Below are 17805 nucleotides of genomic sequence, written 5' to 3'. Positions count from 1 at the left end.
TCAGCGGAATCAAGGTCATGGTCATCGATGACAGCAACACCATCCGCCGCAGCGCAGAGATCTTCCTCGCCCAGGCCGGCTGTCAGGTCGTGCTCGCCGAGGACGGCTTCGATGCACTCGCCAAGATCACCGACCACGCGCCCGACCTGATCTTCGTCGACATCATGATGCCGCGCCTCGACGGCTACCAGACCTGCGCCCTCATCAAGAAGAATCCCCGCCTCAAGGCCACACCGGTCATCATGCTGTCCTCCAAGGACGGTCTCTTCGACCGCGCCCGCGGCCGCCTCGCCGGTTCCGACGAATACCTCACCAAGCCCTTCACCAAGGAAAGCCTGCTGCGTTCGGTTGCCAGCCACACGCAGTCACGCCAGCTTTCCGCCCTCGACTGAACCCACGAGACGCTGCGCCCATGCCGATCAAGAAAATCCTCGTCGTCGACGACTCCCCGACGGAACGGCTCGCCCTGTCGGAAGTCCTCGTCAAGAATGGCTACCAGGTCGTGACCGCCGACAGCGGCGACGAAGCCGTCATCAAGAGCAAGACCGAACACCCCGACCTCATCCTGATGGACGTGGTCATGCCCGGCACCAACGGCTACCAGGCCACCCGCACCATCGTGCGCGACGAGGCCACCCGTGACATCCCGGTGATCATCTGCACGAGCAAGGGCCTCGAGACCGACAAGATCTGGGGCATGCGCCAGGGCGCGTTCGACTACATGGTCAAGCCCCTCGACCACGCGGCCCTGCTCGACAAGATCCGCGCCTTCAGCTGAGAAACCCCATGGCGAAGCGGATCAGCCTCCACGAATTCCAGGCCGGCCTCGCGCGGCGACTGGCCGACGCCAAGGACAGCCGGGCATCGGCCCTGCTCGGCGTCCAGGCCGGCAAGCGCAACTGGCTCATCGACCTCACCGAGGCCGGAGAAATCCTGGCCGTCCCCCCTCTTGCAACGGTTCCCCTCGCCGAGCACTGGTTTCGCGGGCTCGCCAGCGTGCGGGGCAACCTGTTCGGCGTCGTCGATTTCGCAGCCTTTCACGGCGACGCGCCGATCGCGCCGGTGGGTCAATCCCGGCTGCTGCTGATCGGGGTTCGCCACAGCCTCAACTGTGCGCTGCTCGTGACACGGGCCCTGGGCCTTCGGGCCGTCGAGGATTTCGAACCCCTCGCCACACCGCCCGACCCGGACCAGCCATGGATCGGCGATCAGGTTCAGGATGCCCACGGCACCCACTGGACCCGCCTCAAGGTTTCCGAACTACTGAATCACGCGCGTTTTCTCGACGCCGCCCAATCGTGACCAAACAATCTGGAGGAGCAGCGGGTCGCACCCGCTGAAGGAAGAAAAAAATGGCATTCAAGCTACCGGGACTGTCGCTGGGCGGCAACAAGGCCGCCACGACCAATGTGGACACGATCATCGACACCAGCGACGGGGCGCAAACCAGCGCACTCCCCTTCCTTGCGGGCAAGAGCGCATCCGAGCAGCTGCGTACCCTGCGCGTCCCGTTCCTGATCTTTGCCGTCCTGACCGCCGCGCTGGTCATCTACCAGATCCGGGTCAGCAGCTTCGGTACCGCCTATGTCACGGCCGCCGGCCAGATGCGAACCCTCTCCCAGCAGATCGCCAAGGCCAGTCAGCTCGCCCTGCAGGGTGACACCAACGCCTTCGGCGAACTCAAGCAGAGCCGCGAACAGTTCAACGCCCTGCACGGTGCCGTCACCGACGGCGGCGATGTCAACGGCACCGGCGTGCCCGGCGGCAGCAGCGCCGTCACCGCCGAGCTCGAAGCCGTCACCACCCTCTGGAAGAAGACCGACGCCGACGCCGAGAAGCTCCTGAAGGAAGAAAAGAAGCTCACCGACCTGGGCAAGGCCGTTGCCACCATCAACAACAAGAACCCCCAGCTCCTCGAACTCTCCGAACAGGTCGCCACGCTCAAGCTGCAGGGCGGTGCCGCCGTACGCGAGATCGCCACCGCCAACCAGGTGGTGATGCTCACCCAGCGGATCGCCAAGAACGCCAACGCGCTCCTGATCGCCAACGCCATCGACCCTGAAGTCGCCTTCCTCCTCGGCAAGGACACCAACACCTTCCGCGAGCAGATCGAGCAGCTCCAGAAGATGACCGCCGACGGCACCGACGCCAAGGCCAAGCTCGCCGAACTCGAAACCGTCGGCAAGGACAACCTCTCCGCCGTCCAGACCATCCTCGGCAGCATCCAGCTCCTCGTGAAGGCCAAGGAAGCCGGCAGCCACATCTTCAAGGATTCCGGCCCGCTCCTCGAAAAGACCTCCGAACTGGCCGAAGGCTACTCCAACGCCTACACCGGCTTCTTCACCTGGGTCTCCCTGTCGATCATCGTCTGCGCCCTGCTCGCCCTGGCCTGCCTGGCCCTGATGGCCAAGACCTACAACGACGACATCGCCCGCCGCCGCGCCGCCTCCGAACAGCTCCGGGAAGCCGCCGAAACCGAGCGTAACGGCACCCAGCAGGCCATTCTGCGACTGATGAACGAGATGGGCGACCTCGCCGACGGCGACTTGACCGTCCGCGCCACCGTCACCGAAGACATCACCGGCGCCATCGCCGACTCGGTCAACTACACCATTGAAGAACTCTCCGTGCTGGTGCGCCGGATCAACGACGCCGCCATCCGCGTGACCACCGCCACCGAATCCGCCCAGCGCACCTCCGACGAGCTGCTCTCCGCCACCGAACGTCAGGCCCAGGAACTGCGCCTCGCCGGTGAAACCGCCCAGAGCATGGCCAGCTCCATGAGCGCGGCTTCCGAAGATGCCCTGCAGTCCGCCCAGGTGGCCCGCCGCTCCCTCGAAGCCGCCCAGAAGGGCGCCGCCGCGGTGGAGGACACCATCAAGGGCATGAACGACATCCGCGAGAAGATCCAGGAGACCTCCAAGCGCATCAAGCGCCTCGGCGAATCCTCCCAGGAGATCGGCGAAATCGTGGAACTCATCTCCGACATTACCGAACAGACCAACGTCCTCGCCCTCAACGCCGCCATCCAGGCCGCCTCCGCCGGTGAAGCCGGCCGTGGCTTCTCGGTGGTTGCCGAAGAAGTGCAGCGCCTCGCCGAACGTTCCGCCGAGGCCACCAAGCAGATCGGCGCGATCGTGAAGACCATTCAGACCGACACCGGCGACGCCGTGGCGGCAATGGAAAACGCCACCCGCGACGTGGTCGACGGCGCCCGCCTGTCCGAAACCGCCGGCCAGGAACTCGCCGAGATCGAACGCGTGTCCGCCGAAACCGCCGAGCTCATCGAACGCATCTCGGTCAGTACCGAAGTCCAGGCCAAGGCCGCAACCCAGGTGGCCGAGAAGATGCGCGGCATTCTGGCGATCACCGACCGCACCACCACCGGCACCCAGCAGACCGCCGTGTCGATCGGCGAACTGGCGGATCTCGCAGTTGAACTCAAGGGTTCGGTCTCCGGCTTCAAGGTCTGACCCGCACACCCCGACCAGGAACGGAATCCGTCCCCCACGTACCGATGAGCTCAGCACATGAACTCGACCTGGGTCCGCTGACCTGGGTCAAAGGCGAAATCGACCTGGCCCTCGAAAGGGCCCTGGGCGCGCTCGCCGAGGCCGGCAACGCACCAGACCGTCCTGGTCGCATCAAGTTCGCCCAGACCCACCTGCACCAGGCCCACGGCGCCCTGTCCATCGTGGGCCTCGACGGCCTGACCCAGTTCTCCGAACAGCTCGACCGGCTGCTCGGCGAAATGGCGTCCACCCAGGTGCCTGCCACGCCTGACACCATCCGTCTGGCGACCCGCTGCATCGCAGCCATCGGCAACTATCTCGACGAGCTCACCCGTGGCCAGCCCGACCAGGCCCTGCGCCTGTTCAGCCTGTACGGCGAACTCGCCCACGCCCGCGGCCAGGACGCCCCCACCGCCGGCGAGCTGTTCTTCCCCGATCTGACCCTGCGCCCGGCCTTCCCGGCCGCCACCGAAGGCGGCGACGACCCCAAGCGCCTGCGCGCACTGCGCGGCCGCTTCGAACGGGGCCTGCTCAAGTGGTTCCGCAACGCCGACGATACCGCCGGCCCGCAGGAGATGCGCGAATCCGTCGCCGGCATCGAAAGCCTCCAGGCCGTGCCCGCGTCCCGCGCCTTCTGGGCCGCCGCCACCGCCTTCTTCGACGCCCTCGGCCAGGGCGCCCTGCCCGCCGACGCCGCCACCAAGCGCCTGTGCGGCCGGATCGACGCCCAGATGCGTCGCGTCATGGAAGGCTCCAGCATCGTCGCCGAGCGCCTGATGCGCGACGTGCTCTACCACGTCGCCACCACCTCGGCCCACTCGCCGGCCATCGACAGCATCCGCGGCACCTACCAGCTGCAGGACCTGATCCCCGACGCCGACCGGCCGATCCGCGACACGCCCATCGCCCCGATCCTGCGCAAGCTGCGCGAAGCACTCTCCGATGCCCGCGAAGCCTGGGACCAGTTCTCCAAGGGCGGCGCCATCGGCCTGCCGCGCTTCCAGGACACCATCGCTCCGATCATCGACCAGGCCCGCACCGTGGGCCAGCCCGAAGTCGCCGACCTCGCCGCCGCCCTGGGCGAGCTCGCCCGCTGGCTGCGCCAGGACCCCCTGCGCCTCACCGACGCCCTGTCGATGGACGTCGCCACCGCGATGCTGCTCCTCGACACCCGGCTCGACGCCCATGCCCGCGCCGACAACCGGGAAGACGTGCAGATCGACGCCATCCTCGAGCGCCTGCGCGCCCATCAGCGTGGCGAGAAGCTCGCCCCGATGGCCATCTCCGAGCCCGACGCCCAGGCCCGCCAGGTCAATCGCCAGCTCGCCCACGAGATCCTCACCAGCCTCAACGAAGTCGAGACGAGCCTCGACGGCTTCTTCCGCTCGCCGGGCAACACTGACATCCTCGCCACCGTCCGCGCGCCCCTCAAGCAGGTCGAGGGCGCCCTCTCGGTGATGAACGACGACGGCGCCGTGCGTCTTGTTCAGGACGCCGCCGCGCGCATCGCCGCGCTGCCCTCCGAAGCCGGCGACAACACCCGCGCCTTCGAAGAGATCGCCCACCGCCTGTCGGCCCTCGGCGTCTACATCGAAGCCCTCCAGCACGGCCCCGCCGACCTCGCCCGCATCCTGCGCCCCGACGACGTGCCCGACGTGGCCGACAGCGTCGAAGCCGAGCTCGCCCAGCAGAAGCGTGAAGCCGCCGCCCTCACCGCCGCCCTCAAGGACAACCCGGACGACATCGGCCTGCGCACCGAGCTCCAGCTCAACCTCGAGAGCCTGCGCCAGGACGCCTCCCTCACTGCCGACCTCGAACTCGAAAAGCAGGCCCGCCAGGCCCTCACGATGCTAGACGCCGGCGAGCTGTTCAGCGCCCCCGCACCGATCGCCGCAGCCCCCGCCGCGCCAGCCCTGTCCGCCGAAGCCACCCGTCTCCTCGACGCCAGCGAAGAGGAAATCGACGCCAAACTCCTGTCGATCTTCATCGAAGAGGCCATCGAAGTCCGCAGCACCATCGCCCGCAAGATCGTCGAACTGCGCGAGCGTCCCCGCGACGTGGAGGTGCTCACAACCATCCGCCGCAGCTTCCACACCCTCAAGGGCAGCGGCCGGATGGTCGGCCTCAAGGACTTCGGCGAAGCCGCGTGGAGCATGGAGCAGACGCTCAACCACTGGCTGCGCCTCGAACTGCCCGTCAACGCCGAGCTCCACACGCTCATCGATGACGCCCACGCGGCCTTCTCCGCCTGGATCGACCAGCTCAATGCCGGCGCCGGCACCCACAAGGACGTCAGCCAGCTGCTCGCCGACGCCGAGCGCCTGCGCTCCGAGGCCCCCGCCGAGGCACCCGCCCGGGTCACACCCGCGCCTGCCGCCCCCGCCACGCCCCCGAGCGCAGCCGGCGACACCGAAGAGATGGATCTGGAATCCACGATCATCGTGCCGGATGCCAGCTTCACCGAAACCGACATCGGCACGCCAATGGCCCTCCATCACGAGGCCCCCGACGCACCGCCGCTGATCGAACTGCAGTTCCCCGACCTGAGCTTCGTCGAACCCGAAGCCGAGCCCGCCCCCGCGGCCCCGGCCCCGGCCGACGACTTCAGCCTCGACTTCGACCTGCCCACCGACCTCCCCGTCGAAGCGCCCGCAGCCGAAACGGCCCCGCCGACGCTCATCGAAGCCCCGCTTCCCCTCGAAGACCTGGCCCTCGAAGACGAGCCCGAAGCCCTGCCAGCGCTGCCCGACAGCATCCAGACCGTCGAGGAAGCCCTCGCCGATCTCGAAGAGAGCATCGAGCTGCCCGACACCTTCGAAGCCGTCGAAGCCCTGCCAGTCGAAGCCATCGACGCTCCGACCATCGAGATCCCGACCCTCGACGAAACGCCCACCTTCGATCTGCCCGTCACCGACGAACCGCTGGAACCCCTTGAGCCGCTCGAAACGGTGGAAGTCGAGGCCGCCGGCATCGAAGCCGAGCTCGAAACCGAAGAAGCCATCAACATCGAAGAGATCGACGCCGAAAACGTGGCCGACGACGACATCAGCCAGGACGAAGTGCGCCTGGGCGATGTCGTGCTGTCCCGCCCGCTGTTCGACCTCTACCTCGTCGAAGCCCGCCAGCACGTGGCCACCCTGCGCCACGAGCTCGCCCGGCTGTCGGTCAACCCGAGCCTCGTTCCGCCCCAGTCGGCGATCCGGGCCGCCCACACCCTGTCCGGCATCTCCGGCACCGCCCGCTTCGTCGCGCCCCAGGCGCTCGCCAAGGCCCTTGAGCTGGCCGAACAGCGCCTGTCCGACCACGACCGCGCGCCCACGGCCGACCAGACCATCCTGCTCAACAGCGCCGCCACCGCCCTCGAAGGCATGCTGGTTCAGCTCTCGGCCCGCAGCCTGCCCCAGCCGGCACCAGAGCTCGTCGAACAGCTCGACGGTATCCTCGCCTCGCATCTGGCCGAAGTCATCAGCCTGCGCCCCGAAGCACCGCCGGCCCTGGTGACCACGCCGATCAATCCGGTGCCTGCAGCGCCGCGTCCAGCCGAACCCACCGCCGCGGCACCGCAACTGCGCGACGAGCTCGACACCGATCTGCTGCCGATCTTCCTCGACGAAGGTAACGAACTCCTCGACCAGCTCGACGTCGCCGTCCACAACTGGCGCGGCAACCCGACCGACACCACCAACGCCGCCGGCATCGCCCGTCTGCTGCACACCCTCAAGGGCAGCGCGCGGATGGTCGGCGCGATGAGCCTCGGCCAGAGCCTGCACGATCTCGAAACCCGCCTTGAGCGTGTGCGCGGCCAGAACGCCGCCGAATCCGGCATCCTCGACGAGCTCGAAACCGCCCTCGACCAGACCCGCCAGGCCCTCGACACCCTCGGCAACCCCGAGGCCGCCGCGCCGGCGCCCGAGCCCGTCCAGCCGGCAAGCCCCGTCGCCACCCACATCGATCTGGACGACACCGCCCCGGCCCAGCCTGGCGAACTCGCCGCCCAGGCCGCCCGCACCATGCTGCGGGTCGAAGCCAGCCGCATCGACCAGTTCGTGAACGAAGCCGGCGAAATCTCCATCGCCCGCACCCGGATCGAAGGCGAACTGCGCACCCTGCGCCGCTCGCTGCTCGACCTCACCGAAAACGTCATCCGCCTGCGCAACCAGCTGCGCGAAGTCGAAATCCAGGCCGACACCCAGATGCAGTCCCGCCTGTCCCAGGTCGAGACCCATCACACCGAGTTCGACCCCCTGGAGATGGACCGCTACACCCGCCTCCAGGAACTCACCCGGATGATGGCGGAGAGCGTCGGCGACGTGACCACCGTCCAGCAGAACCTCCTAAAGAACCTCGACGGCGCCGAATCGGCCCTCCACGCCCAGTCGCGGATGGCCCGCGAGCTTCAGCAGTCGCTGATGTACGTGCGGATGGTGCCCTTCGACAGTCTCGCCGAGCGTCTCTATCGCCTCGTCCGCCAGACCGCCAAGGAGCTCGGTCGTCGCGCCAACCTCGACATCATCGGCGGCCAGATCGAAATCGACCGCAGCGTGCTCGAGGCCATGACCGGCCCCCTCGGCCACCTGGTCCGCAACGCCGTCGCCCATGGCATCGAGCCGCCCGACGTGCGCCGCGCCGCCGGCAAGCCCGAGATCGGCCAGATCACCCTGCGCGTCGCCCACGAAGGCAACGACGTGGTGATCGAATTCCGCGACGACGGCGCCGGCCTCGACTTCGCCCGCATCCGCACCCACGCCCTCGAAACCGGGCTGATCGAAGCGGGCGAGGAAACCGACGACAAGCGCCTCACCAACCTGATCTTCGTGCCCGGCTTCACCACCGCCAGCCTGTCCAGTCTTGCCGGCCGTGGCGTCGGCATGGACGTGGTGAAGAGCGAGACCGCCGCCGTCGGCGGCCGCATCAGCGTCGCCACCGAAGCCGGCCAGGGCACCACCTTCCGCATCCACCTGCCGCTCACCCTCGCCGTCACCCAGGCGCTGCTGGTGCGCGCGGGCGGCCGTACGCTGGCGATTCCGTCGTCGATGGTGGCCCAGGTGCTCGAACTCAAGCCCAAGGCCCTCGAAGAGGTTCGCGCCAAGCGGGGCACCGAATGGCTCGGCGAGCACTTCAGCTACCGCTACCTGCCGCGTCTCCTGGGCGATAACGAATCCCAGCCCCAGCTCGACCGCTTCAACTGGGTGCTGCTGCTCCGGGCCGGCTCCGAAACCCTCGCCCTCCACGTGGATGCCCTGCGCGGCAACCAGGAAGTCGTCGTCAAGAACGCCGGGCCGCAGTACGCCCGGATGGTCGGCTACTCCGGCGCCACGGTGCTTGGCGACGGCGAGATCGTGCTGATCCTCAACCCTGTCGCGCTGGCCGGCCGCGCCCACGCCAGCGCCGAGGACGTCCTGCCGGCCACCAGCCGCAGCAGCCTCACCCCGGCCCAGCCGACGGTGATGGTGGTGGATGACTCCCTCACCGTGCGCAAGATCACCGGCCGCCTGCTCGAACGGGAAGGCTACCGGGTCATCACCGCCAAGGACGGCGTCGACGCGCTGGAGCAGCTCCTCACCGCCAGCCCCGACGTCATCATCGCCGACATCGAGATGCCCCGGATGGACGGCTTCGACCTCACCCGCAACATCCGCGCCGACGCCCGCCTGAAGGCCGTGCCGATCATCATGATCACCTCCCGCACGGCCGAAAAGCACAAGCGCTATGCGGAAGAGATCGGCGTCAACCACTACCTGGGCAAGCCCTACGACGAGGACGTGCTGCTGCAGCTGATCCGGGATTTCGTCACCAACGCCACACTCTGACCCGGACTAAAGCGCCGCTTTCGTCCGGGGCGGGCCCCGGCTTGGCTATAATCGGTCGTTTCCCCTGCGCGACCGCCCCATGAACCTGCTCTTCGAAGAGGATGGTGCCTTCAAGACCGGCACCATCCTGACCGACAACGACGCCTCCCTGCAGGTGGAAACACCCCACGGCAAGCGCCTCAAGCTGAAGAGCAACCACGTGCTGATGCGTTTCGCGCAGCCGGGTGCGGGCGATCTGCTCGACCGCGCCGAAACCGAGGCCGAGGGCCTCGACACCGAATTCCTGTGGGAAGTCTGCGGCGACGACGAGTTCGGTTTTGCCGAGTTCGCCCGCGAATACTTCGGCCACGAGCCCAGCCCCGTCGAATCCGCCGCCGTGCTGCTGCGCCTGCACGCCGCGCCGATCTACTTCCACCGCAAGGGCCGCGGCCGCTTCCGCAAGGCGCCGGCCGAGATCCTCCAGGCCGCCCTCGCCGGCCTCGAGAAGAAGCGCCAGCAGGCCGCCGCCGTCGAGCGTATGCGCGACGAACTCCTCGCCGGCCAGTTGCCCGAAGAGCTCAAGCCGCTGGTGCGTCAGCTGCTCTACAAGCCCGACCGCAACCGTCTGGAAACCAAGGCCCTCGAAGCCGCCTGTGCCGAAAGCGGCAAATCGCCGGCCCGGCTGCTGCTCGCCTGCGGCGCGCTGGCCTCGTCCCACGAGCTGCACTTCGATCGCTTCCTGTTCGAGTACTTCCCTGCGGGCACCGACTTCCCGGCCTTCGAGCCGCCGGTCGCGCCGGCCGACCTGCCGCTCGCCGACGTGCGCGCCTTCTCCATCGACGACGCCGCCACCACCGAGATCGACGACGCCTTCTCGGTCACCCCGGTCGATGGCGGCTGGCGCATCGGCATCCACATCGCCGCGCCGGGCCTCGGCTTCGGCCGTGATTCCAGCCTCGACGCCATCGCCCGCGAGCGCCTGTCGACGGTGTACATGCCCGGCAACAAGATCACCATGCTGCCCGATGCCATCGTCGAGGGCTTCACCCTGGGCGAAGGCCGCGACTGCCCGGCCCTGTCGCTCTACCTCGAAGTGAGCCGCGACCTGATCGTCACTGGCAACCACTCGCGCATCGAGCGCGTGCCGGTGGTCGCCAACCTGCGCCACCACGACATCGAGCCGGTCTTCAACGAGACCACCCTCGCCGAAGGCGGCCCGAACTTCCCCTGGAAGACCGAGCTCACCCTGCTGTGGGAGCTCGCCACCGTGCTCGAAGCCGGCCGCGGCAAGCCCGCCGCCAACCAGAACCTCGTCGATTTCAACTTCAGCGTCGACTGGTCCGAAACCACCGCCGACGGCCCCGGCCGCATCGAGATCGGCCGCCGCTCCCGCGGTTCTCCCCTCGACAAGCTGGTGGCCGAGCTGATGATCGCCGCCAACAGCACCTGGGGCAAAGCCCTCGCCGACGCCGGCATCCCGGCCCTGTATCGGGCCCAGACCGGCGGCAAGGTGCGCATGACCACCGCAGCCGCGCCCCACGAAGGCCTCGGCGTGGATTGCTACGCCTGGTCCAGTTCGCCCCTGCGGCGCTACGTGGATCTGGTCAATCAATGGCAGCTCATCGGCTGGCTCAGCGGCAGCACGCCGGCCTTCCCGCCCAAGTCGCCCGAGCTGATCGCCGCGATGCGCGACTTCGAGCTCACCTACGCCGCCTACGCCGAGTTCCAGCGCGGCATGGAACGCTACTGGTGCCTGCGCTGGCTGCGCCAGCAGGGCCACCCGGCCATGAGCGCCCGTGTGCTGCGCGAGAGCCTCGTCCGCCTCGAAGCCATCCCGCTGATCTTCAAGGTCCCGTCGATGCCCACCCTGCCGCCGGGCACCCGCGTGCAGCTTGCCATCGACAGCACCGACCTGATCGACGTGGACGTGCGCGCCACCTATCTCGAAACCCTCGCGCCGGCCGGCAGCGAGCCCATCGAGATCGACGACGAAGACCTGCCGGAGGCCGAGGCTGCGCCCTCAGCGCCGGAGGCCCCCGTCGCCACCACCGAGGCCCCGCCCGCCGCCTGAGTCCGCCATGCAGCCGCTCCAACGTCCGCCCGCCCCGTCGCCCTCCCCGACGCCCGCCCCCGGCCCTGCCGCCGGCGCGGGCGGCGCGTGGCCGACCTTCGCCGGGCGGTCGGCGCGCTATGCGCTCGAATGGGGCGTCGGCATCTCGCTGGCGATCCACGCCGTGCTGTTGTCAATCCACTTCGTGATGCCGGACCCGGCCAAGTTCAAGCGCAACGACAAGGGGCTGGAGGTCGTGCTGGTCAATTCCCGCCACGCCCAGCGCCCCGACACCGCCGACATCCTCGCCCAGACCAACCTCGACGCCGGCGGCAACTCCGACCAGAAGGCCCGTCCCGCCACCCCGCTGCCGCCCATGGAGCAGACCCGCGCCGGCGACAGCCTGATCGAAGCCCAGCGCCGCAGCGAACAGCAGCAGGCACCCCAGGTCCAGGCGATGACCACCAGGCAGGCCAAGGCCGCGCTCGCCGTCGATCCCCGCCACGCCAACCCAACCGAAGCCCCGCGCCAGGTGTCCGGCTACGACCTCCTCGACAGCTCCGCCGCGGTTGCCCGCATCGAGGCCCAGATCGACAAGGATCTGATGGACTACGCCTCGCGGCCGCGCAAGAAGTTCATCGGCGCCCGCGCCCACGAATACCGCTTCGCCCAGTACGCCGAGGACTGGCGCCAGAAGATCGAGCGCGTCGGCACGCTCAACTACCCCGATGCCGCCCGGGGCAAGCTCTACGGCAGCCTGCTGCTGTCGGTCACCATCCGCGCCGACGGCAATGTGGAGAGCGTCGAGATCCTCCGCTCCTCCGGCCACAAGCTCCTCGACGACGCCGCCCGCCGCATCGTGCAGCTCGCCGCGCCCTACGCCGCCTTCCCGCCGGACATCCGCAAGGACACCGACGTGATCGAGATCACCCGCACCTGGACATTCACCAACGCGGACATGCTGCAGACCTCCGCCCGCAAGGATTGACCCGATGGACCGTTACGCCGTGATCGGCAACCCGATCGGCCACAGCAAGTCGCCCCGCATCCACGCCGCCTTCGCCGCGCAGACCGGCCAGCAGCTCAGCTACGAGGCGCTGCTCGCCCCCCTCGACGGCTTTGCCGCCACCGTGCGCGAGTTTCAGGCCGCCGGCGGACGGGGGATGAACGTCACCGTCCCCTTCAAGCTCGAAGCCTTCGACCTGGCCGACCGGCTCACCCCCCGCGCCCAGGCCGCCGGCGCGGTGAACACCCTGGCCTTCGGCGCTGACGGCACCCTCGGCGACAACACCGACGGCGCCGGCATCCTGCGCGACATCACCGTCAATCTCGGCTTCGCCGTCGCCGGCCAGCGGGTGCTGCTCCTCGGCGCCGGCGGCGCGGCCCGCGGCACCGTGCTGCCGCTCCTCGACGCCCGCCCGGCCAGCCTCACCATTGCCAACCGCACCGCATCCAAGGCCGCCGAGCTGGCCGACGAGTTCGCCACCGCCGGCACGGTCGCGCCCACCGGCAGCGGCCTCGCCCAGCTTGCCGGCCAGCAGTTCGACCTGGTCATCAACGCCACCAGCGCCAGCCTGTCGGACGCCGCGCCCGATCTGCCCGCCGGCCTCTACGCCCCCGGCAGCCTCGCCTACGACATGATGTACGGCAAGGGCGAGACGCCCTTCCTCGCCGCCGCGCGCGCCCAAGGCGCCGCTCGCCGCGCCGACGGCCTGGGGATGCTCGTCGAACAGGCCGCCGAGAGCTTCTTCCTGTGGCGCGGCGTGCGCCCCGAGTCTGCACCCGTGCTCGCCGACCTGCGCGCCAGCCTCTGAGCCCGCCCGCCATGGCCCGAGTCTGGCACTGGACACGGCGCGCCCTCGTGGCGCTGGTGCTGCTGTTCGTCGCCTATCAGGTCTGGCTGCTCGGCCACGTGCTGTGGTGGAAGTGGAACCCGCCCTCCGGCACCAGCTTCATGAGCCTGCGCCTGGACGAGCTCGCCGCCGACAAGCCCGACGCCGAGCTCCACTACCGCTGGGTGCCCTACGAGCGCATCTCGATCCACCTCAAGCGCGCCGTGGTGGCCGCCGAGGACGACAAGTTCGTCGATCACGAAGGCTTCGACTGGGAAGGCATCCAGAAGGCCATCGAGAAGAACCAGAAGAAGGGCAAGCCCGTCGCCGGCGGCTCGACGATCAGCCAGCAGCTCGCCAAGAACCTCTTCCTCAGCCCCGCCCGCAGCTACTTCCGCAAGCTCGAGGAGGCCATCATCACGGTGATGATCGAGACTTTGTGGGACAAGCGGCGCATCCTCGAGGTCTATCTCAACGTGGTCGAATGGGGCAACGGCATCTTCGGCTGCGAGGCCGCAGCCCAGCGCTACTTCCGCATTCCCGCCGCCCAGCTGGCGCCCAACCAGGCCGCCCGGATGGCCGTGATGCTCCCCAATCCGCGCAAGTACGAGAAGAATTTCAGCCCCCGCCTGGCCGCCCACGCGGCCCGCATCCAGGGGCGCATGCAGTACTCCGACGTGCCCTGAAAGGCGCCGCCGCGCCCTCCTTGCGGAACTTGAGCCCCTGCCCGACGTCCCGCCCTTCGGGTAGAATGTCGCGTTTTCCCAAGCACCGCCTCCCCCGATGCAATTCGCCGGATTCACCTTGCGAAACAATCTGTTCGTTGCGCCCATGGCTGGCGTGACGGACCGTCCTTTCCGCCAGCTCTGCAAGAAGATGGGGGCCGGGCTCGCCGTCTCCGAGATGGTCACGTCCAACTCCCTGCTGTACGGCAGCGCCAAGACCCAGCGCCGTGCCAACCACGACGGCGAGGCCGATCCGATCTCCGTGCAGATCGCCGGCGCCGATCCGGCCATGATGGCCGAGGCCGCCCGCCATAACGTCGACCGTGGCGCCCAGATCATCGACATCAACATGGGCTGCCCGGCCAAGAAGGTCTGCAACGTGATGGCCGGCTCCGCGTTGATGCAGGACGAGCCGCTGGTCGCCCGCATCCTCGAAGCCGTCGTCGGTGCTGCCGGCAACACCCCGGTCACCCTCAAGTTCCGCACCGGCTGGAACAAGGCCAATAAAAACGCCGCCACCATCGCGCGCATCGCCGAAGAGTCCGGCATCCAGCTGATCGCCATCCACGGCCGCACCCGCGCCTGCCAGTACACCGGCGACGCCGAGTACGACACCATCGCCGACGTCAAGACCCGCGTGCGCATCCCGCTGATCGCCAACGGCGACATCACCACGCCGCAAAAGGCCAAGTTCGTGCTGGATTACACCGGCGCCGACGGCGTGATGATCGGCCGCGCCGCCCAGGGCCGCCCGTGGATCTTCCGCGAGATCGAACACTTCCTGAAGACCGGCGAGGAGCTTCCGCCCCCGCTCGTCTCCGAAATCCTCCAGGTGTGCAAGGATCACCTCGCCGACCTCTACGCCTTCTACGGCGAGGACACCGGCGTCAAGGTCGCCCGCAAGCACATCAGCTGGTACACCAAGGGTCTGGTCGGGTCGGCGCAGTTCCGCCGCACCATGAACACCCTGCCTACCGTACAAGAACAGATTGCCGCCATTGACGAGTTCTTCGGCCGGCTCGCCGACAGAGACAGCCGCCTGGTTTATACCGAAGAAGAATTCCCTCAGGAGCTTGCAGCATGAGCAGCACCAGCAATGACATCGCGGAATCTGTCTGCCGCGCCCTCGACACCTACTTTCGCGATCTCGACGGCGAGAAGCCCAACGCCCTCTACGAGATGGTGATCAAGAACGTCGAACGCCCGATGCTCGAGTTCGTCCTCAAGCAGGCCGGCGGCAACCAGACCCTCTGCGCAGAGATGCTCGGCATCAACCGCAACACCCTGCGGCGCAAGCTGTCCGAGCACGAACTCCTGTAATCGCCTTTCCGTCATTTTCGAGCCGCATCCTCCGCGGCCATCCAGAGAACACCCCATGAAAGTCACCCAAGCCCTGCTCAGCGTCTCCGACAAGACCGGCGTCATCGAATTCGCCCGCGAACTGTCCGCTCTCGGCATCAAGCTGCTGTCCACCGGCGGCACCGCCAAGTCCCTGCGCGATGCCGGCCTGCCGGTCACCGACGTGTCCGACTACACCGGCTTCCCCGAGATGCTCGACGGCCGCGTCAAAACGCTGCACCCGAAGGTCCACGGCGGCATCCTCGCCCGTCGCGACCTGCCCGAGCACCTGGCCAAGCTCGAAGAGCACAGCATCCCGCGCATCGACCTCGTGGTGGTGAACCTCTACCCGTTCCAGGCCACCGTCGCCAAGCCCGACTGCAGCCTCGAAGACGCCATCGAGAACATCGACATCGGCGGCCCGACCATGGTCCGCGCCGCGGCCAAGAACCACGGCAATGAAGCCGGCGGCGTCGGCATCGTGACCGACCCGGCCGACTACGCCGGCATCGTCGCCGAGCTCAAGGCCAACGGCGGCGCGCTCAGCTACAAGACCCGCTTCGACCTCGCCCGCAAGGCCTTCACCCACACCGCCCGCTACGACTCGGCGATCTCCAACCACCTCACGGCCCTCGCCGACGACGGCAGCAAGATGGCCTACCCGGAGCGCTTCCAGCTGGCCTTCGACAAGGTGCAGGATCTGCGCTACGGCGAGAACCCCCACCAGACCGCCGCCTTCTACCGCGAATCCGAGCCTCAGGCAGGCGCCATCGCCGCCTACACCCAGCTGCAGGGCAAGGAGCTGTCGTACAACAACATCGCCGACTCCGACGCCGCCTGGGAATGCGTCAAGGCCTTCGACGGCGTGGCCTGCGTGATCGTCAAGCACGCCAACCCGTGCGGCGTGGCCGTCGCCGCCAGCCCGCTGGAAGCCTACAAGAAGGCCTTCTCCACCGATCCCACCTCCGCCTTCGGCGGCATCATCGCCTTCAACACCACCGTTGACCGCGCCGCAGCCGAAGCCGTCAGCGCCCAGTTCCTCGAAGTGCTGATCGCCCCCGCCTACACCGACGAAGCCCTCGAGCTCCTCAAGGCCAAGCAGAACGTCCGCGTGCTGGTCAATCCGCTGGGCGCCGTCAAGCAGCCCGACTACAAGCGCGTCGGCGGCGGCCTGCTGGTGCAGAGCGCCGACTTCGCCCCGATCACCGCGGCGGATCTGAAGGTCGTCACCAAGCGCGCGCCCACCGAGCAGGAGCTCGGCGACCTGCTGTTCGCCTGGCGCGTGGCCAAGTACGTCAAGTCCAACGCCATCGTCTACTGCAAGGATGGCATGACCATCGGCGTCGGCGCCGGGCAGATGAGCCGCGTGGATTCCGCCCGCATCGCCAAGATCAAGGCCGAGAACGCCGGCCTCGTGATCCCCGGCTGCGTGGTCGCGTCGGATGCCTTCTTCCCGTTCCGTGACGGCCTCGACGTGCTGGCCCAGGCCGGCGCCACCGCCGTCATCCAGCCGGGTGGCTCGGTGCGTGACGCCGAAGTGATCGCCGCGGCCGACGAGCAGGGCATCGCGATGGTCCTCACCGGCTTCCGCCACTTCCGTCACTGATCCGGGCACACCCATGAAGATCCTCGTCATCGGCTCCGGCGGACGCGAACACGCGCTGGCCTGGAAGCTCTCCCGCTCGCCGCGCGTGCAGAAGGTGCTGGTCGCCCCGGGCAACCCCGGCACCGCCCGTGAGCCCGGCATCGAGAACGTCGCCGTCACCGCGATCCCCGAGCTCATCGAGCTCGCCCGTCGCGAGCAGATCGCCCTCACCGTCGTCGGCCCCGAGGCACCGCTGGCCGCCGGCGTGGTGGATGCCTTCCGCGCCGCCGGGCTGCCGATCTTCGGGCCGACCAAACTGGCTGCCCAGCTCGAAAGCTCCAAGGACTTCGCCAAGCAGTTCCTGATCCGCCACAAGATCCCGACGGCCAAGTACCAGACGTTTGCCGACTCCGCCGCTGCCCACGCCTACGTGGACGCCGAAGGTGCGCCGATCGTCATCAAGGCCGACGGCCTGGCTGCCGGCAAGGGCGTCGTGGTGGCGATGACCACGGACGAAGCCCACGAAGCCATCGACGCCATGCTCACCCACAACACGCTGGGCGTGCAGTACGACGAGCGCGGCCCGCGGGTGGTGATCGAGGAATTCATGGACGGCGAGGAAGCCAGCTTCATCGTGATGGCCGACGGCCGCCACGCCCTGCCGCTGGCCACCTCCCAGGATCACAAGCGCCTGCGTGACGCCGACCAGGGCCCCAACACCGGCGGCATGGGTGCCTACTCGCCCGCCCCGGTGGTCACGCCCGAAGTCCACGCCCGCGCCATGCGCGAGATCATCATGCCGACCCTCGTCGGCATGGCCGCCGAAGGGCTGCCCTACACCGGCTTCCTGTACGCTGGCCTGATGATCGACGCCAAGGGCGCGCCCCGCGTCGTCGAGTTCAACTGCCGCATGGGCGACCCGGAAACCCAGCCGATCATGATGCGGCTCAAGACCGATCTGGTCGATCTCGTCG

13 protein-coding genes are annotated in these 17805 nt (G+C 68.4%); all 13 read left to right on the top strand.

Features of this window, described 5'->3' with window-relative positions:
• On the top strand, nt 1–392 hold a 392-nt coding region (locus tag Q0672_RS19615), incomplete at its 5' end, for a response regulator (protein WP_298624965.1).
• A gap of 20 nt (nt 393–412) precedes the next feature.
• Nucleotides 413–778, top strand: coding sequence for a response regulator (locus Q0672_RS19610; RefSeq protein WP_153162614.1), 366 nt, complete (start codon nt 413–415; stop codon nt 776–778).
• Nucleotides 779–786: 8 nt separating this feature from the next.
• Complete coding sequence (locus Q0672_RS19605; protein WP_153162615.1) at nt 787–1302, top strand: chemotaxis protein CheW; 516 nt, start codon at nt 787–789, stop codon at nt 1300–1302.
• Nucleotides 1303–1352: 50 nt separating this feature from the next.
• On the top strand, nt 1353–3473 hold the full coding sequence (locus Q0672_RS19600; RefSeq protein ID WP_298624962.1) for a methyl-accepting chemotaxis protein: 2121 nt from the start codon (nt 1353–1355) through the stop codon (nt 3471–3473).
• A 44-nt stretch (nt 3474–3517) separates the two neighbouring features.
• Complete coding sequence (locus tag Q0672_RS19595; RefSeq protein ID WP_298624960.1) at nt 3518–9322, top strand: Hpt domain-containing protein; 5805 nt, start codon at nt 3518–3520, stop codon at nt 9320–9322.
• A 79-nt stretch (nt 9323–9401) separates the two neighbouring features.
• The gene (locus Q0672_RS19590; protein ID WP_298624958.1) at nt 9402–11372 is read left to right on the top strand and encodes an RNB domain-containing ribonuclease; all 1971 of its coding nucleotides are present in this window, start codon (nt 9402–9404) and stop codon (nt 11370–11372) included.
• Nucleotides 11373–11379: 7 nt separating this feature from the next.
• On the top strand, nt 11380–12339 hold the full coding sequence (locus Q0672_RS19585; protein ID WP_298624956.1) for an energy transducer TonB: 960 nt from the start codon (nt 11380–11382) through the stop codon (nt 12337–12339).
• Nucleotides 12340–12343: 4 nt separating this feature from the next.
• Nucleotides 12344–13165 carry a shikimate dehydrogenase gene (gene aroE / locus Q0672_RS19580; protein WP_298624954.1) on the top strand — a complete coding sequence of 274 codons (822 nt, stop codon included), beginning with the start codon at nt 12344–12346 and terminating at the stop codon, nt 13163–13165.
• Between the two features lie 11 nt (nt 13166–13176).
• A complete protein-coding gene (gene mtgA, locus Q0672_RS19575; protein WP_298624952.1) occupies nt 13177–13869 on the top strand; it encodes a monofunctional biosynthetic peptidoglycan transglycosylase in 693 nt (230 codons plus the stop codon).
• Between the two features lie 97 nt (nt 13870–13966).
• Nucleotides 13967–14992, top strand: a complete 1026-nt coding sequence (gene dusB / locus Q0672_RS19570) for a tRNA dihydrouridine synthase DusB (RefSeq protein WP_298624950.1) — start codon at nt 13967–13969, stop codon at nt 14990–14992.
• Entirely contained in the window at nt 14989–15228 is a 240-nt protein-coding gene (locus Q0672_RS19565) for a helix-turn-helix domain-containing protein (protein ID WP_153162624.1), read from the top strand. Before dusB ends, Q0672_RS19565 begins: the two co-directional genes overlap by 4 nt.
• A 55-nt stretch (nt 15229–15283) precedes the next feature.
• Nucleotides 15284–16852 carry a bifunctional phosphoribosylaminoimidazolecarboxamide formyltransferase/IMP cyclohydrolase gene (gene purH, locus Q0672_RS19560; protein WP_298624948.1) on the top strand — a complete coding sequence of 523 codons (1569 nt, stop codon included), beginning with the start codon at nt 15284–15286 and terminating at the stop codon, nt 16850–16852.
• A gap of 13 nt (nt 16853–16865) precedes the next feature.
• Nucleotides 16866–17805 (top strand): phosphoribosylamine--glycine ligase (gene purD, locus Q0672_RS19555; protein ID WP_298624946.1); only part of this gene is annotated, 940 nt, incomplete at its 3' end.

The sequence above is a fragment of the uncultured Zoogloea sp. genome, assembly GCF_937894855.1.
In the GTDB taxonomy this organism is placed as follows: Bacteria; Pseudomonadota; Gammaproteobacteria; order Burkholderiales; family Rhodocyclaceae; genus Zoogloea; species Zoogloea oryzae.
This window is presented reverse-complemented; position numbering and strand designations above follow the sequence as displayed.

What these genes read in the sequence shown, in the direction of transcription:
- Q0672_RS19610 (WP_153162614.1), top strand. Translation starts at nt 413, where the DNA reads ATGCCGATCAAGAAAATCCTCGTCGTCGACGACTCCCCGACGGAACGG.
- Q0672_RS19605 (WP_153162615.1), top strand. Translation starts at nt 787, where the DNA reads ATGGCGAAGCGGATCAGCCTCCACGAATTCCAGGCCGGCCTCGCGCGG.
- Q0672_RS19600 (WP_298624962.1), top strand. Translation starts at nt 1,353, where the DNA reads ATGGCATTCAAGCTACCGGGACTGTCGCTGGGCGGCAACAAGGCCGCC.
- Q0672_RS19595 (WP_298624960.1), top strand. Translation starts at nt 3,518, where the DNA reads ATGAGCTCAGCACATGAACTCGACCTGGGTCCGCTGACCTGGGTCAAA.
- Q0672_RS19590 (WP_298624958.1), top strand. Translation starts at nt 9,402, where the DNA reads ATGAACCTGCTCTTCGAAGAGGATGGTGCCTTCAAGACCGGCACCATC.
- Q0672_RS19585 (WP_298624956.1), top strand. Translation starts at nt 11,380, where the DNA reads ATGCAGCCGCTCCAACGTCCGCCCGCCCCGTCGCCCTCCCCGACGCCC.
- aroE (WP_298624954.1), top strand. Translation starts at nt 12,344, where the DNA reads ATGGACCGTTACGCCGTGATCGGCAACCCGATCGGCCACAGCAAGTCG.
- mtgA (WP_298624952.1), top strand. Translation starts at nt 13,177, where the DNA reads ATGGCCCGAGTCTGGCACTGGACACGGCGCGCCCTCGTGGCGCTGGTG.
- dusB (WP_298624950.1), top strand. Translation starts at nt 13,967, where the DNA reads ATGCAATTCGCCGGATTCACCTTGCGAAACAATCTGTTCGTTGCGCCC.
- Q0672_RS19565 (WP_153162624.1), top strand. Translation starts at nt 14,989, where the DNA reads ATGAGCAGCACCAGCAATGACATCGCGGAATCTGTCTGCCGCGCCCTC.
- purH (WP_298624948.1), top strand. Translation starts at nt 15,284, where the DNA reads ATGAAAGTCACCCAAGCCCTGCTCAGCGTCTCCGACAAGACCGGCGTC.